Genomic DNA, 15657 nt, shown 5'->3' on the forward strand with positions numbered 1-15657 from the left:
AGTCTTTGGCCAAGGTCGACGTCCTGGTGTTCGACAAGACAGGCACCCTGACGGCGAACAAGCCCGAGGTTGTCGGTGTGGAGATACAGGACGGCACGCTTTCGGAAGCTGATCTGATCAGCCTTGCCGCCGCCGCCGATCGGCGCTCGGCTCACCCCCTGGCGAAGGCGGTCGTCAACTATGCCGCCCGGATGAAAATCGATGTCCCGGAACCGGAGCAGTACGATCAGTTGCAGGCGCGCGGTGTGAAGGCGACGGTCGCCGGACGCACCGTTCTGGTCGGGAATGCATCGTTGTTGCGCGAGGCCGGCGTGCCGCTTTCCGATGCGATCGAAAAGGGCGGACAGACGCCGGTTCACGTCGCGGTCGATGGGACATTCGCGGGCGTGATTTTTATTGCCGACACATTGCGACCAGGTGCGCGCGAAGCGCTGGCAAAGCTCCGTGCAACCGGGGTCAAGCGCATGGTGATGGTGACGGGTGACAATGAGGCCACAGCGCGGACCATCGGCAAGGAGCTCGGCATGGATGAAGTGCGTGCCAATCTGATGCCGCAGGACAAGGTCGCCGCCATCGCCGAACTGCAAAAGCAGGGCCATCGCGTGGCGATGGTCGGCGACGGGATCAACGACGCGCCGGCGCTGGCACGCGCCGATGTCGGCATTGCGATGGGCGGCGGCGGCGCGCAGGCAGCTCTGGAAGCCGCCGACATCGCATTGATGAAGGATGATCTGGCAAGAATTGTCAGCGCCCGCGCGATTGCGCGACGCGCTTACCGGACAATTCAGGAAAATATCTTCGTCGGTGTCGGTGTTGTGCACGTTTTAGGCATTACCGCAGCGCTGATGGGCTGGATCGGTCCTATCCAGGCAGCGATTTTGCACTTGGGGCCAGATGTCCTGGTGTTCCTGAATTCGGCAAAACTGCTGCGCGTTCGAATCCAAGATGTTTAGCGCATCTCTTTGGAGCCTAAGCGCTATAGCAGTTCTTTGGACGACAAATGCGTCCAGTTCGCATGGTCCACGAAACCGGGCAACCGCAACCAGAGCACGCTTACTGCTGGGGCACTATCCGGCCAGGCGCTTGCGGCTAAAGCGCAGTCGAATCTCAGTGGGCGGAGCGGCAATGGTGCTATTGATCTCTGGAGTAGCCTCGAGCAATCGAGCATGCGCCCTTTTCATCCGCGGCGTAGACGGCAGCGCCGCTTGCCACGGCAGGAGGTGCAGCGGATCAGCGCTCTTGATCATCGCAGCGTCGTCGGCGGCTGCGCCTTGCATCGTAACCAAACTGGCTGCCGCCAAAAGAGCAGCGACCGTCAGAAGCCGTTTCATGGCCGTTCTCCGGTTTGAGTTGATCTTGTGCATCCGGGTCGATGAAGCGGCGGATCAGCCAGCCCGTGGCCAGATGCAGGAACTCTTGATGCAGATCTGGCAGGAGCATCGCCTGACCGTGATCTTCGTCACCCACGATGTCGAGGAGGCGCTCTATCTGTCCGACTTCGTCATGGGCCTCAACCCGGGTCGTATCAAGGAGTGCATTACGGTGCCTGCCGTCAGGCCGCGGCCGACCGGCATTCAGCATGATCGCGATGTCCTGGAGCTTCAGGCAAGAGTGCTGAAATCCATTCGGGAAGAGACCAGCCGCGCGGACTTTGAGTGAGTTCGATAGCCTCCATTAGGGCAAGGAGCAGGGCCGACAACTATGCGGCAAGCGAAATCTCTCGTTCAGCGAACACACACAATTAAAACCTGACCCAACCCGAGAGCGTGGGCCGTGAGATTCAAGCTCTGGCTTGAGCTGTCTACTATTCTGTGGCCTGATACGGCATGCTGGATCGAGACCAGCGTCAGTCGATCGACGAATTCAAGGCCATCACCAAACACCTAGGGCGGTCACTGGGGTTGGGCTCACAAATGCGATAGTTCCTTCGCCTAGACCTCGCTCGACAGCGCATTGCGCGCTGCATAAAGCTCGGCGATGAAATCGGTTGTCAACGTCGAGTTGATGCCGTCTGGGGGGCGCAAAATCAGTGCTCGGAAATGCACGGCTGGCTCGAATGGCTTGGCGACGATGCCGTCGATCATGCGGTCGGCAATGACGGAAGGATTGACCAGACCGATACCCATGCCCTTCGCGGCAAGGATCGCAATGGTCAGACCGTAAGGTGTTTCGATCACGACGCGCGGCCGCACACGATGCTCGGCAAAGATCTTGTCCATGGCGAGCCGCACCGTGTCTTCCGGCGACAGTGCCAGGAACGCCTCACCCTCAAGATCAGCAGGCCTGACCACGGGCTTGCGGGCCAACCGATGGTTCTTCGGCATCACGCAGACAGCGCGCGGGGTGGTGAAGATGCTGTGCAGCACGCCTGTCGTGTCGATCTCGTCGGCAGCGAGACCGATGTCGAAACTGCCAGATGCCACCAGATCGCGCACGACGTTGGACGTGCGCACCTGATAGCTGATGCGAACCTGTGGATGTTTGTTCGAGAAAGCCGCGATGGCACGTGGCACCAGACCGTGGCCGAGTGCCGAGAGGCTGGCAACGCGGATCGTCCCCGTCCCGACTTCCTTGATCTGGGCCGCGCGCAGCTTGAGCCGACCCAACCCCACCAGATTGGCCTTTACCTCGATGTGGAAAAGTTCTCCTTCCCGGGTCGGCACCAGCCTGCCGCGGATACGGTCGAACAGCTTGAAACCGAGCTCCGATTCCAGCTTCGTCAGAGACCGACTTATCGCGGGCTGCGAAGTATCCAGCAGCGTCGCCGCTGCGCCGGCGCCACCCGTGATCATTATTGCGTTGAACACATCGATGTCGCGCGGGTTCATTGGCATTCCATATCAAAAGTGGATTACCTTTATCGCCACGGTCATAGATGGCAATGGGCGAGCCAGTTAAAGTCCGCCCATGACCCGACACGACGACACTTCACATATCCATCCTCCCAAGCGCTCGGAGGAGCCATTCAAGTCGTTGGCGATGCCAGTTGAACGCGCCTCCACGGTCGTCTTCGACGATTTGGATTCCTTCGAGCGCCGCGTCGATCGACTGTACGATGGCTTCAGTTACGGACTTTACGGGACTCCGACCAGCCGCCACTTGGAAGACCATATCGCTGCACTGGAAGGTGGATCTCGGGCGCTCGTCGTCCCTTCCGGAATGGCGGCCATAACGCTGACGACCATGGCCGTCTGCCATGGTGGCGATCGGGTTCTGATCCCGGAGACGTTCTATGGGCCGGCACGCGAAATGGCTGCCCGCCTTCTCGCTACCCTTGGCATCGATGCCGTGACCTACGACCCCAGGCTCGATGGAGGCATTTCGGCGTTGATCGATGACAGGACGCGCCTGGTCTGGGTGGAATCACCGGGTTCCGCGACCTTCGAGGTACAGGATGTGCCAGCAATCACGGCTGCGGCCCACGAGGCTGGCGCGCTTGTCGCGGCCGACAACACCTGGGCCTCGCACCTGTTGTTCAAACCGCTCAAGCATGGTGTCGACATCTCGATGCAGGCGCTTTCCAAACACGCCGGCGGCCACGGCGACCTGCTGATGGGCTCGGTGACGGTGAACGACGACACCTTGTTCCGGCGGTTAAAGGATACCGCGCGTTTTCTCGGTTACGGCGTTTCGCCGGAGGATTGCGCATTGTGCGAGCGTGGCCTGATGACCATGCCGGTGCGCATGCGCCAAGCCGACAGCACCGCGCAGAACATCATATCGTGGCTGTCGGAGCGTCCCGAGGTTGCGCAGATCCTGCATCCGAGTGAGCCCGACCATCCCGGCCACTCGACTTGGAAGCGTGACTTCGCCGGATCGGCAGGTGTCTTCTCGTTTGTGTTGGAGCCGGAACTAGCGCCCCACCAATCCGAGGCCCTGCGTCGCATGCGACTGTTCAGGCTAGGTGCAAGCTGGGGCGGGGTGCATTCGCTGATCTCCGTCAGTGATCCTCGAAAGGGCCGCAGCGGCCTCGACTGGCTGAAGCCTGGCCCAGTTTGGCGGCTCTCTGTCGGCCTGGAGGCCATCGGCGACCTTCTGGCCGATCTGTCACAGGCCTTCGAGCACTTTGCGGAAACGCGACGAACCACAGTTGGCGAAGCCAAGGCTGCAGAATGACAACAACTTCAACGAAAGGGGAACGGATATGAAATGCGAAGGGCATAAATGGCTTGCCGCCTTAGCGATCGGGCTGGTCGGCCTGGCGTCAAGCGCGGGAGATGCGGCCGCGCAAAGCGTCGTCGAAAAGATAAAGGCACGTGGCTACGTCAGTTGCGGCGCGAGCCAGGGAGTGCCCGGTCTCTCTCGACCCGACGAAAAGGGGTATTATCGCGGCTTCGATTCCGACATCTGTCGTACATTCGCGGTCGCCATTCTTGGGAACAAGGATAAGATCCGATACGTGCCGCTCAATGCCGCTCAGCGACTTCCTGCGCTACAGACTGGAGAAATCGACATTCTGTCGCGCACGTCCACCATCACCTACACGCGCGATGCCGTGGTCCGTTTCGTCTGGATCAACCTCTATGACACGGATGGCATCCTCGTCCGCAAAGCGGACAAAATCACCGAGCCGAAGCTGCTCGACGGAAAGACTGTCTGCCTTCAAGGCGGCGGCAGCTTAACCGAGAAGGCGATCGAGGAAACCGAGGAGGAGTTCGGGATCTCGATGAAGAAGGTCTACTACGACTCGACCCTCCAGGCCCGCGATGCCTTCTTCGGCGGCCGCTGCGATTCCTACGTCACCGATGGAACCGCGGCAGCAGGGCAGCGTGCCTCGGTCGCAAAGAATCCTAACGATTACGACATCATCAAAGTCGGAAAGGCTGCCGAGCCCAATGGCGTGGCGATCGCGCGCGGCGATGAACAGCTCTTCGACATCGTTCGATGGACGATAAATGCCCTGTTCTGGGCAGAGGCCAACAACATCACGTCGGAAAATATCGACGAAAAGCTCGCTGGGGGCAATTCGGAGGTCCAGCGAGTGCTGGGCAAGGAAGCCGGCTTCGGCAAGCCCCTCGGGCTGGATGACAATTGGGTCTACAACGTCATCAAGCAGACCGGCAATTACGCCCAGATTTGGGATCGCAATCTTGGCAAGGATAGCCCGCTCAAGGTCGAACGCGGCTTGAACGCCCTGTGGAAAGATGGCGGCCTGAACTACCCTTTCCCGTGGGATTGAGGTGCGTCGAGGGGAGCGCCTGACGCGCTCCTCGCTTCCGATAGCGATGTGGACCCGAGGTCAGCATGTTGAGTGACGCCAAAACCAGATCAATCATCATTCAGGCCGCCTTGGCGACTGCTCTCCTGGCGTTCGCCGCGCTACTCGTCAGCACCACCTTCGCCAACCTTGAGGCGCGCGGTATCCCGATAGGCTTTGACTTCTTGTCCATGCCGTCCAGGATAGTCATCTCAGAGGCAATCCTCACATACAAGTCGCGGGATCCGTACTACTGGGCCATTGTAGTCGGCCTGACCAACACAGTCTTCATTTCCACGCTGGTCATCGTCTTCTCGTCCATTCTCGGACTGATCGTGGGCATCACGCGGCTGAGCAGCAACCCACTGGCTGCGGGCACATGTCGCGTGTGGGTGGAACTGGCGCGCAATTCGCCCCCTATCGTTCTTCTGATCTTCCTCTATTCGCTGTGGTGGAAAATGTTGCCGCCAGTCGGCGAGGCGCTCAACCCGCTGCCTGGCGTCTATGCTTCCATGCGCGGTTTCGTGGTGCCATCCGTTGGCATCGACGCAGGCATGACCGGTTTCCTCATGATCTTGTGCGCCATCGCGCTCGCCATCGCAGGCTGGATCGCAGTACGCAAAGGTTGGTCGCCGAAGGCTGTCGTGCCCAGTGTGCTGGCAATTAGCGCCGCAGGAGTTTGGCTCGCTGACGCGCGGTTCACCATCGACTGGCCGGTCTTCACCGGCTCGAACTTTGAAGGTGGCAAAGAACTGACTCCGGAGCTCAGCACGATCCTCATCGGATTGACCCTCTACACAACGGGTTTCGTAGCAGAAATCGTGCGTGGCGGTGTCCTGTCGATCGGCCGCGGCCAGTGGGACGCTGGCCATTCGCTTGGCCTACCGCGCGGCAAGATATTGCGCCTGATCGTCATTCCCCAGATGCTGCGGGTAATCGTGCCACCGCTCAACAGCCAGTACATCAACGTCGTCAAGAACTCGACCTTGGCAATTGCGGTTGGCTACCCGGATTTCCTTGCAGTCATGAATACGACCATCAGCAAGTCCAGCCACTCCATTGAAGGCGTCTTCATCATTCTCGGCGTCTATCTCGCCCTCAATCTCACCATGTCGGGCGCAGCCAACTGGTACAACCGCCGCATCGCCATCGTGGAGCGATAATCATGAAGGCCGTTTCTCTCCCGTTACCGGTCGATCCCCTGGAGCGACGTGTTCGCTTCCCAGTCCTGCAGCGTTCTGCCGGGCTCCTATTCGGTACGCCTTTCAACGCCGCATTGACGCTGGTGTTTGGCACTCTGCTGATGGTCACCGTCCCGCCAGTGCTGCGCTGGCTCGTCGTAGACGCAGTGCTGTTCGAATCCGACCCGAACGCCTGTCGTGCGGCGGCTGGAGCCTGCTGGAGTTTCGTATACGCCAAGTCCGGCCAGCTCCTGTTCGGCATCTATCCAATTGATGACCGCTGGCGTCCCGCCATTGTGTGCCTACTCATCCTGGCGCTGCTGGGCTGGTCCGTTCGTCCGGCTAGCTGGAGGCCCCGATTACTCGCGCTCTGGTTGGCAGCATTCGCGTTGATCGTCTGGTTGATGGGTGGTGGCCTTGGGCTGGTCGAAGTCCCCACGTCCTTATGGGGCGGACTGCCTGTAACGTTGATACTGACCGTCGTTGCCATCGGTGTCGCCTTTCCGATCGGCATTCTGCTTGCGCTGGCCCGACGCTCTTCCATGGCTGCGGTGCGGATCGGCGCGGTGGTACTGATTGAATCAGTGCGCGGCCTTCCCCTCTTGTCTATCCTGTTCGTGGCATCGATCATGATGCCGCTCTTCCTGCCGGAATCGCTGCTGCCCGACAAATTCGTGCGCGCGCTGGTTGCTCTGACCATTTTTGCGGCGGCCTATCTGGCCGAGGTCATCCGCGGCGGGCTTCAGGCTATCCCCAATGGGCAATACGAGGCCGCCGCCGCGCTCGGCCTTCCCTTCTGGCGCACCCAGTACCTCGTTATCCTGCCACAGGCCATCCGCGTGGCCATCCCTGCACTAGCCAACACAATCATCGTCATGATCAAGAACACCAGTCTTGTCCTCGTCGTGGGCCTGTTCGACTTGATCAGTTCCGGCAAGGCAGCGCTTGCGGATCCCGAATGGCCATCGCCGGCGGCCGAGACCTTCCTGTTTATCGGCGCGATCTTCTTTGCGCTCTCCTTCTCCTTCGCCCGTTTCGCCGACTTCCTAGAACGGCGCGGTCCGACATCGCACTAGGAACAAGAACATGGTGTCATCCACCCCTCGCACGCGACATGCTGAACCTGGATCTTCTACTGCCGAGATGGCTGCCGTCGAGATGATTGGCGTCAACAAGTGGTACGGGACCTTCCATGCCTTGAAGAACATCAATCTCACGGTTCGTCGCGGCGAAAAGCTGGTGATCTGTGGACCGTCTGGCTCTGGCAAGTCGACGATGATCCGTTGCGTCAACCGGTTGGAGGAGCATCAGAAAGGTCATATCGTCGTAGATGGCACTGAGCTAACGAACGATCTGAAGAAGATCGATGAAATCCGCCGCGACATCGGCATGGTGTTCCAGCATTTCAACCTCTTTCCGCATCTGACCGTGTTGGAGAATTTGACATTGGCGCCGATCTGGGTGCGCAGACTTCAGCGCAAGGAGGCTGAAGAGACAGCCATCCACTATCTCGAGCGCGTAGGGATTCTCGATCAGGCGCACAAATATCCGGGTCAGCTCTCTGGTGGCCAGCAGCAGCGCGTAGCCATTGCTCGCTCACTCTGCATGAACCCGAAAATTATGCTGTTCGACGAGCCGACCTCGGCACTTGATCCCGAAATGGTCAAAGAGGTGCTAGATACAATGGCGTCATTGGCCGGTGATGGCATGACAATGCTGTGCGTCACCCACGAGATGGGATTCGCCCGCCAGGTTGCGGACCGCGTTGTGTTCATGGACCAGGGCGAGATTGTCGAGACCAACACTCCGGTCGAGTTCTTCACAAACCCGCTTCACGAACGCAGCAAGCTGTTTCTTAGCCAGATTCTGAATTAGGTAATCGAACTCGTCGGCCTTGATGAGTTCAATTACTCTATGTCGATTTTGTTCGCACATTCTGCCAAAATCGATCCCCGACGCTTGCCGACAACTGGATTGGTATCCGCTGTGAGCGCGTCGGCCGATGCGTTGATAGCATCCTGGACGACCGGCTTTGTTTGTATTGGCCGATGCTGAAATCCACTGTTAAAACCCGTTGCGGCAAAGGGCTTCAAGATCCGCTTTTGCCATTCCCTCGATGCCGAGCGCAGGAAGAATATCATTGTCGGCCTTGAGATCCCGGCCATAAGCCGCCGACAAGATGGAAATTCCGGATTCATGGAGTGTCACCGGATTTCCGCTGATCTTCCCCAGAACGGCAGTCGGTAGCAGGCCGAACGGAACATCCTCGAGAATATAGCGGCTCTCGATGGTTGTCGGGCCAAACCCGCCGCGGCCTTGACGATCCATCTCCTGGTTCATTTCCGAAACAGTGCTCATGGGGACGTGGAACGACAATGAAAAATGTTCCTGGACGGTACGAACCGCGATACCGAAATGGGCAGCGATGGCCAACCGTTCGGCATCCAGAGCCTCGATCAAGCGACCAACGGCAGGAGTGACATTCCCCCCTTGGCTCCACTGCTCGGCCTTCTCCATGCGTGTGAGATTGAGAAGGGCAATTCCCAGATGGTTCTGCGGATTGAGGTTGCTGAGCGCAATCGCCAGCAGACCATCCCGCTTGACGAAACGATCGCCGAACAAGGCCGTGCAAAGTTCGTGTCCTTGATCCTGGTAACTGAAAGGCAGCGTCGCAACGTCAAGCTTCTGGCGAATGGAAGTGACATTGACTTCGGTTGATCCGAGCTGGCGACCAGTCAGTAGTGTTGTGCCCCAGACGACGATCGGCAACCTGACCTTGCGCTCCGTCAACCGCTTTCGAAGATACAGAGCCCCGAACGAACTATGCGAACTGATGATGACCGGAATTCCATCTGCCAGATGAGGGGCGGCGGCGTCCATCACCATCTTGTGGCCGTAAGCCGGAAGCGCGATCACCACCACGTCCGCGTGGTCGATGGCATCTCTACAATCCTTGGCAATGCGCACCGGCACCGTCGCCTCGATATCACCCGTCGCCTTCAATAATTCGCCAGTAGCCAACGTTCTGGTGCGGTGTCCCGACGGTGACCAAAGTGTTGGCGAGTGTCCCGATTGTGCCAAATAGGCCGCAAGGCCATAGGCAATTGCTCCGGCGCCCAGAATACTCACGCGCATAACATTCCTCCTGTTGCAGGCTTTATGGTTCGAGAATCCTTGCCGTCCCCGCCTACAAGTTTTTTCATCACGAGGTTTCGAATTGGAGTCACGTCGGTTGCTCGATCAAGGGCTCCGGCTCTGAGCCGGCAAGCGCCGCTGTGAACATTAGTTTCCGCTTGACATATATCAAAAATGAATGAGACGATGTCAATCATACGGATTTCACATGTAGGGAGAAGATGGAAACTCGGGACCTTCAGACCTTCCTTGCGGTTGCTGCCAGCGGCAGCATTACCAAGGCGGCTGACATGCTCGGGCGTTCCCAACCTGCGGTGACACGCACCATTCAGGATCTCGAGGCCGAACTTGGCTTCGAATTGCTGCACCGGGTCGGTCGACGGGTGCAGCTATCTGAAGAGGGTGTCGCATTTGAAGAAGAAGCGCGGCGACTGCTGATGTCCTTCACCGAACTCGCGGCGCGGGCCAAGATGATCGCCGCCGGCCGGGGTCGGATCCTGCAGATTGTCACAACCTCGGCGATCGGCACTGGCCTAATCCCGACGGCCATGGCCGAGCTCAAGGGTGTCGAGCTTCCGCACGAGACACATCTGGGACAGTTTCTTCCCTCCATCGTCGCCCAGGAAGTGCGCAGCGGTCGTGCCGAGATCGGCTTTTCAAGCCTGCCGCTCGATACGCCCGGTCTGGATGTCCTGCGGCTCTATTCGGCGCCCGATGTTGCCGCCGTGCGGGAGGACGATCCGCTGGCAGAACTTGATGTCATACCGCTTTCGGCCTTTGCCGGCCGTCGCGTCGCTACGTTGCTCAACCCGCTGCGTTTCCAACTGCACGTCTCCAAGGCATTGGCCGCCAGGGGCATCGACACCGGGCCAGTGATCCGGACGAATACTGCCTATGGCGCGTTGCAGCTTGTGCGCCGGACCGGCGTTGCCGCTGTCATTGATCCCCTCACCGCCTATGGCGTGGCCTTGCCTGGGGTCGCCATCCGCCCGATCGACGCGACCGTTCTCTTTTATTGGGGAGTTGTGGCTGCCGCAAAACGTCCCCTTCGCCCAGTCGCGCAGGCGCTGATGGATGCGGTCGAAGCGGTGGCTGAACGATCGATCGTCGGCTTCAAGAAACTCGATCCGGCCTTGGCCAGCCAATTGGTGAACGATCCCGCGTCGGGCACAAATAACGGAACTGGAATATGAAGCATACTCCTACCCCGGCAGCATCGACAGGCCTTGCCGCGTTGGAAGCCCAACTCGCGCAGGATCTCGACTTGCTTGAGCTGCCTGCCAAGCCTTGGGTCCCCACACGCATGCATGAGGGCGCCCCGGTCCGTGATGTCGTTGTCATTGGCGCTGGCATGTGCGGACTTGCAGCCATTGCAAAGCTGGTGCTTACCGGGATTACCAACGTCGTCGCCTACGATGCGGCTCCGGCCGGGCTCGAAGGACCATGGGTAACGTTTGCCCGCATGCAAACGCTCCGGTCGCCGAAGACGCTCAACGGTCCGTCGCTCGGCCTGCCGCAATTGACGTTCCGCGCCTGGTTCACGGCGCAATGGGGCGTTGAGGCCTGGCGGTCGCTGGACAAAATCCCCAAGGGCAAGTGGATGGACTACCTGGTTTGGTACCGCAAGGTTCTCGGTCTGCCTGTGCGCAACAGCGTGCGCATGATCGGACTGGCACCCGTTGGAGATCTGATTGCGATCGACATCGAGGGCGCGGAAACCGGCCGGGTTCTCAGCCGTCGTCTCGTTCTGGCCACCGGTCGGTCCGGTTTGGGCGGTTTTGCCGTGCCCGATTTCCTTAACGGCATCGATCGCGCCTATTGGGCCCATTCTGCCGACGACATCGATTTCGATGCGCTGAAAGGTAAGCGTGTGGCGGTTATCGGCGCTGGTGCCTCTTCCATGGACAATGCCGCAACTGCACTCGAGGCGGGCGCCGGCTCTGTCGATATGTTGATCCGGCGTAAGGAAATGCCGCGTATTAACAAGCTGACCGGCATCGGCAGCCCGGGTGTTGTACTCGGCATGCATCAATTGCCCGATGCCTGGAAGTGGAAGTTCTTCGACTACACCGCCTTAACCCAGACGCCGCCGCCACGTTCATCGACGCTTCGCGTGTCTCGCCACGCGAATGCTCGGTTCTTTCTCGACTGCGGCATCGTCGCGGTCAAGGAAGATGCGGGAAGCCTCCTGGTCGAAACCACACAAGGGCCGATGCGCTACGACTTCCTGATCGCGGCAACTGGCTTTTCAAACGACTTCAACGGCCGCCCGGAATTTGCAGCCATCGCGCCACATATCCGCACCTGGTCGGATAGCCGATATACGCAGGAGATGGGGCCGCCGCGTGCGGGCATGTCGGACGCGCCGGATCTTGGTCCCGCCTTCGAATTTCGCGAACGCGTTCCCGGCTCCTGCCCGATGCTGTCGCATATCCACTGCTTCAACGACGCCGCCATGCTGACCCACGGCAAGGTTTCCGGCGATATCCCAGCCGTCAGCGCCGGTGCCGACCGTCTGGTCCGCGGCATCGCCGCATCGCTGTTTGCCGAAGATGTCGAAACCCACTTCGCCAATCTGATCGCCTACGACACGCCCGAGCTCCTGGGCGACGAATGGGTCGATTCAACCCCCTTGTTGCAGAAGGAGGCCGCGCTGTGATCGACGCAATGGACAAGGCCGCCGGTATTTCCCCGGACGATGCCCTTTTCGCCGCGCGGCGGTTTCGGCCCGAATTCGTGCAGGGGGCCGAAGAATGTCGCCTCTCCGTCCTGCAGCCGGCAAACGATCAGGGGCTGGCGTCGAATTTAAGGGTTGCCCTGGCCCGTCGCATGGCCGCCCTGAATCGCGATCCGGTCCTGATGGCCGAATATGATGTGCAACTGGCTCAGCTTGGTCCGACTGAGCAGCTTCTGGCCTTGGCCCAGGGGGAAACGGATTTGAGTGAACCCCTGGCGACCATCGTCCGTCATGTTGACCTGATCACCCTGACGCCGAAAAAGGCGGAAGCCAGCGATATCGCCCTGCTCGCCCAGGCCGGATTGAACAGTCCCCAAATCGTCGCGCTCTCCGAACTGATTGCATTTGTAAATTTCCAGACGCGAGTGGCGGCCGGCCTGCGCCTGATGAGGTCGACATGATATCCGCGGTTCGTCTGAAGCCATTGAATTGGCACCCGTACATCGCGCCGGTCGAGCTATCCGAGGCCACCCCGGAACAGCTTGAAGCGATGAAGGTCACGCCATCGGCCAAGAAGGTTTCGGAATATGTGCGCACCCTTGCGCATGACCCGGAGAGCTACCTCGCCCGCACGATCTTGTTCAACGCAATCATGTATGTCGAAGGCGGGCTTGCCCGTCCTGACCGCGAACTTGGTGCATTGGGTGCCTCGATCGTCAATGGCTGCAAATTCTGTGCCGTCGTTCACGCCCGCAGGCATGCAGAGCTGACCAAGAGCGACGAAGTGGTCACCGCGCTGTATCTCGACAAACCTGAAGCGCTCGGCCCGCGCGATGCGGCAATCTACAGTTTTGCCCGCCGCCTGTCGGCGGCGCCGTCGGAAGCGACGGCAGACGATATCGCGGCGCTTCGATCAGTCGGCATGGATGACCGCGAGATCATCGACCTGATCCACGCCATATCGATCTTCGGCTGGGCAAACCGGCTGATGCACGTTCTCGGCCATGCGGAGAGCGGGTGATGATGTCGCATGCGGTCAAGGCACTCCGTCTCACACTGTGAAGGGCACCAACCAGAAATGCTTGAACTCAAAGATGTAAAGCTGTCTTACGGAAGCACGCAGGTCCTGAACGGCGTCAATCTCTCGGTAAAGCGGGGTGACGTGGTGTCGATCATCGGCCCCAGCGGCACCGGCAAGACCACGCTGCTGAAATGCATCAACTACCTGGCCAAGCCGTCGTCAGGAACCATCGCGTTCGATCAGATTCGGATGGATTACCAACGCGCCGACAAAACAGCTATCCAGGCGATCCGGCTTCGGACAGCGATGGTCTTTCAGCAATTCAACGTCTTCAAGAATATGACGGTCCTCCAGAACGTGATGGATCCCCTGGTCGTCGTGCAGCGCAAGTCCACCGACGAGGCGCGCGAGATCGCCCTGCGGGAGCTCGAGCGGGTCGGCCTTTCCCCGAAGCGAGACAGCTATCCCTCCCAGCTGTCGGGCGGCCAGCTTCAACGCACCGGCATCGCGCGCGCCCTGGCGGTTCGTCCCGACGTGATACTCTTCGATGAGCCTACATCATCGCTGGATCCCGAACTCGTCGGTGAAGTCCTGAAGGTGATCAAGGATGTCACCTCGTCAGGGATCACTTCGCTGCTTGTGACCCACGAGATGCAATTCGCAAAGAACATCTCGAACCGAATTGTCTTCATGGATCGTGGCGTGGTTGCCGCCGATGGCAGCCCGGCTGAGGTCTTCGATGCACCTTCCAGCCCAAGACTGGCGCAATTCCTGCAGTCGGAGCTCGCTTTTCAATAGCTCAACAACTCAACAAGAAGGGAACCTAAGAAATGTCTACAATCATATCCAGTTTGTCCCGCCGCGCTGCCTTGACTGTTGCCGGCGGCATCGCAATCGCCCTTGCAACCGTGGGGATCAGTCACGGCGAAACGGTCAGGACGATCAAGATCGCGACGTCGGCGGAATCCAAGCCCCTGGCGTGGGGCGCGATAGGCGTCGAGCCGCAGGGCTATGAACCCGATCTCCTGAGGGCGATCAACGCAAAGCTGCCACAGTACAAGTTCGAGATGGAAGGTGTCTCCGACATCGCGCAGGAAACCGGCCTGGCCACGGGCAAGTACGACATCGCGGTCGGCGGCTACTACAAGTCCCCCGAGCGCGCCAAGCAGTTCTTGATTCCGGAAAATCCAATGGGCGCCAGCCTGATGAAGATCTACAGCAAGAAAGACAGCGGAATCAAGGAGATGAAGGACCTGGTCGGCAAGAGGATCGTTCCGACCACGGCCGGCGGCGGAACCTACAAGTTCATCATGAACTGGCAGAAAGAAAACCCGCAATACAAGCTCGATGTAACGGCATCGAGCGCCGGTATTCCGTACCCGAACCGTCTGGACGAAGTCCAGAACGGGAAGTTCGACGCTCTCGTGCTGCCCTCGAATCTGGGTGAGCAGACCGTCATCGAGGAAAAGAAACTCGATATCGTGGCGTCCGAACCAGTGTTCAGCAACAACACCTACATGCTGATCCACAGATCAGACGAGAACAAGGTTCTGGCCGACGATGTGAACAAGGTTCTCAAGGAATTGAAAGACGACGGCACGATCGAAAAGCTCTCGCAGAAGTGGTTCGGCGAGGGCATCGTCCAGTACATGAAATAACACGGCCGTCGACGACGACCATATTCGCTAGTCAGCGGCAAGGCTGAATTGCAAGAAGGAGCGTTTCAAGTGGATGTTTCTGCTATGATCCCCGAGTTGATCTCGGCACTGCCGCTGACGCTCGCCATCACGTTTACGGCCCTCATTACCGGGTTCTGCCTGGCTCTCATTGCGACAACCCTCCGGGTTCGCAGGGTGCCGGTCATCAGTCACCTGGTGGACCTCTACGTGTCCTATGCCCGCAGTGTTCCCGTCGTGCTGCAGTTGTTCGTCGCGTTCTACGGGCTTCCCCTGTTGGTGATCCTGTTCGGCGCCAAAGATTTTATTTCGGCGACGATCGCTGCCATGGTGGGGTTGAGCCTCTACCACGGCGGCTATCTGTCAGAAGTCATGCGGCCTGCATACCTGGCCGTCGATCGCGGCCAGCATGATGCGGCCGACAGTCTGGGATATACCTTCCGACAGAAGATCACCCGCGTCGTCGGCCCGCAAGCGGTGCACTTCGCACTGCCGGGCTACGGGAACTCCATCATCTACCTGATCCATAACGTTGCGCTGGTCATGTATATCGGCGCGGCCGACGTCATGGCGACTGCGCATTTGATCATGGAGCGCGACTATAACCAGTACCAGTTCGAAACCTACCTCGTCCTGGCGGTCATCTATTCGCTGATGTGCCTGGTCGCATGGCTCATCGTGCGCTTCTTCGAGCTTCGATCACCGATGCAAGCGCCAGAGGCGACGACAACAACTCCGATCAAGAACGAGCTCCTCGCGAGCGTCTGACG

General features: G+C 59.4%; 17 protein-coding genes. 14 read left to right on the plus strand and 3 right to left on the minus strand.

Annotated elements, in window-relative coordinates; genetic code table 11:
* The coding region (locus NKH70_RS12655) for a heavy metal translocating P-type ATPase (protein WP_353025355.1) at positions 1-953 on the plus strand (953 nt) is incomplete at its 5' end.
* Positions 954-1067: 114 nt separating this feature from the next.
* Here NKH70_RS12655 and NKH70_RS12660 read toward each other — a convergent pair.
* A complete protein-coding gene (locus NKH70_RS12660; RefSeq protein WP_353025356.1) occupies positions 1068-1331 on the minus strand; it encodes a copper resistance CopC family protein in 264 nt (87 codons plus the stop codon).
* Between NKH70_RS12660 and NKH70_RS12665 the strand changes: the two genes are divergently transcribed.
* Positions 1330-1659, plus strand: coding sequence for a hypothetical protein (locus tag NKH70_RS12665; RefSeq protein WP_353025357.1), 330 nt, complete (start codon positions 1330-1332; stop codon positions 1657-1659). The genes NKH70_RS12660 and NKH70_RS12665 overlap by 2 nt on opposite strands.
* 272 nt (positions 1660-1931) lie before the next feature.
* On the opposite strand, the gene NKH70_RS12670 is transcribed toward NKH70_RS12665, so the two are convergent.
* The gene (locus NKH70_RS12670; RefSeq protein ID WP_353025358.1) at positions 1932-2828 is read right to left on the minus strand and encodes a LysR family transcriptional regulator; all 897 of its coding nucleotides are present in this window, start codon (positions 2826-2828) and stop codon (positions 1932-1934) included.
* Between the two features lie 79 nt (positions 2829-2907).
* Here NKH70_RS12670 and NKH70_RS12675 point away from each other — a divergent pair, with 79 nt between their 5' ends.
* From NKH70_RS12675 to NKH70_RS12695, 5 genes are all read left to right on the plus strand, one after another.
* Positions 2908-4116: a trans-sulfuration enzyme family protein gene (locus tag NKH70_RS12675; protein ID WP_353025360.1), complete on the plus strand. Its 1209-nt coding sequence runs from the start codon at positions 2908-2910 to the stop codon at positions 4114-4116.
* 28 nt (positions 4117-4144) lie between these two features.
* Positions 4145-5179, plus strand: a complete 1035-nt coding sequence (locus tag NKH70_RS12680) for a transporter substrate-binding domain-containing protein (protein WP_353025361.1) — start codon at positions 4145-4147, stop codon at positions 5177-5179.
* Between the two features lie 65 nt (positions 5180-5244).
* Entirely contained in the window at positions 5245-6360 is a 1116-nt protein-coding gene (locus tag NKH70_RS12685) for an amino acid ABC transporter permease (protein WP_353025362.1), read from the plus strand.
* Between the two features lie 2 nt (positions 6361-6362).
* Positions 6363-7454 (plus strand): amino acid ABC transporter permease, encoded by a 1092-nt coding sequence (locus NKH70_RS12690; RefSeq protein WP_353025363.1) that lies wholly within the window; start codon positions 6363-6365, stop codon positions 7452-7454.
* 10 nt (positions 7455-7464) lie between these two features.
* A complete protein-coding gene (locus NKH70_RS12695; RefSeq protein ID WP_502908351.1) occupies positions 7465-8253 on the plus strand; it encodes an amino acid ABC transporter ATP-binding protein in 789 nt (262 codons plus the stop codon).
* 189 nt (positions 8254-8442) lie between these two features.
* Here NKH70_RS12695 and NKH70_RS12700 read toward each other — a convergent pair whose 3' ends face one another.
* Positions 8443-9513: an NAD/NADP octopine/nopaline dehydrogenase family protein gene (locus NKH70_RS12700; RefSeq protein ID WP_353025364.1), complete on the minus strand. Its 1071-nt coding sequence runs from the start codon at positions 9511-9513 to the stop codon at positions 8443-8445.
* Between the two features lie 221 nt (positions 9514-9734).
* Here NKH70_RS12700 and NKH70_RS12705 point away from each other — a divergent pair, with 221 nt between their 5' ends.
* The 7 genes from NKH70_RS12705 to NKH70_RS12735 all read left to right on the plus strand — a co-directional run bounded on the left by NKH70_RS12705 (position 9735) and on the right by NKH70_RS12735 (position 15655).
* Positions 9735-10706: a LysR family transcriptional regulator gene (locus tag NKH70_RS12705; protein ID WP_352460627.1), complete on the plus strand. Its 972-nt coding sequence runs from the start codon at positions 9735-9737 to the stop codon at positions 10704-10706.
* On the plus strand, positions 10703-12172 hold the full coding sequence (locus NKH70_RS12710; protein ID WP_353025365.1) for an NAD(P)-binding domain-containing protein: 1470 nt from the start codon (positions 10703-10705) through the stop codon (positions 12170-12172). The genes NKH70_RS12705 and NKH70_RS12710 overlap by 4 nt, the downstream gene beginning before the upstream one ends.
* Entirely contained in the window at positions 12169-12651 is a 483-nt protein-coding gene (locus NKH70_RS12715; protein ID WP_353025366.1) for a CMD domain-containing protein, read from the plus strand. The genes NKH70_RS12710 and NKH70_RS12715 overlap by 4 nt, the downstream gene beginning before the upstream one ends.
* On the plus strand, positions 12648-13211 hold the full coding sequence (locus tag NKH70_RS12720; protein WP_353025368.1) for a peroxidase-related enzyme: 564 nt from the start codon (positions 12648-12650) through the stop codon (positions 13209-13211). Before NKH70_RS12715 ends, NKH70_RS12720 begins: the two co-directional genes overlap by 4 nt.
* A gap of 57 nt (positions 13212-13268) precedes the next feature.
* On the plus strand, positions 13269-14009 hold the full coding sequence (locus NKH70_RS12725) for an amino acid ABC transporter ATP-binding protein (RefSeq protein WP_353025369.1): 741 nt from the start codon (positions 13269-13271) through the stop codon (positions 14007-14009).
* A gap of 32 nt (positions 14010-14041) precedes the next feature.
* Positions 14042-14869 (plus strand): transporter substrate-binding domain-containing protein, encoded by an 828-nt coding sequence (locus NKH70_RS12730; RefSeq protein WP_353025370.1) that lies wholly within the window; start codon positions 14042-14044, stop codon positions 14867-14869.
* A 69-nt stretch (positions 14870-14938) separates the two neighbouring features.
* Positions 14939-15655: an amino acid ABC transporter permease gene (locus NKH70_RS12735; RefSeq protein ID WP_353025467.1), complete on the plus strand. Its 717-nt coding sequence runs from the start codon at positions 14939-14941 to the stop codon at positions 15653-15655.
* Positions 15656-15657 lie beyond the last annotated feature (2 nt).

The organism is Mesorhizobium sp. M0991 (assembly GCF_040318915.1).
Taxonomy (GTDB): Bacteria; Pseudomonadota; Alphaproteobacteria; order Rhizobiales; family Rhizobiaceae; genus Mesorhizobium.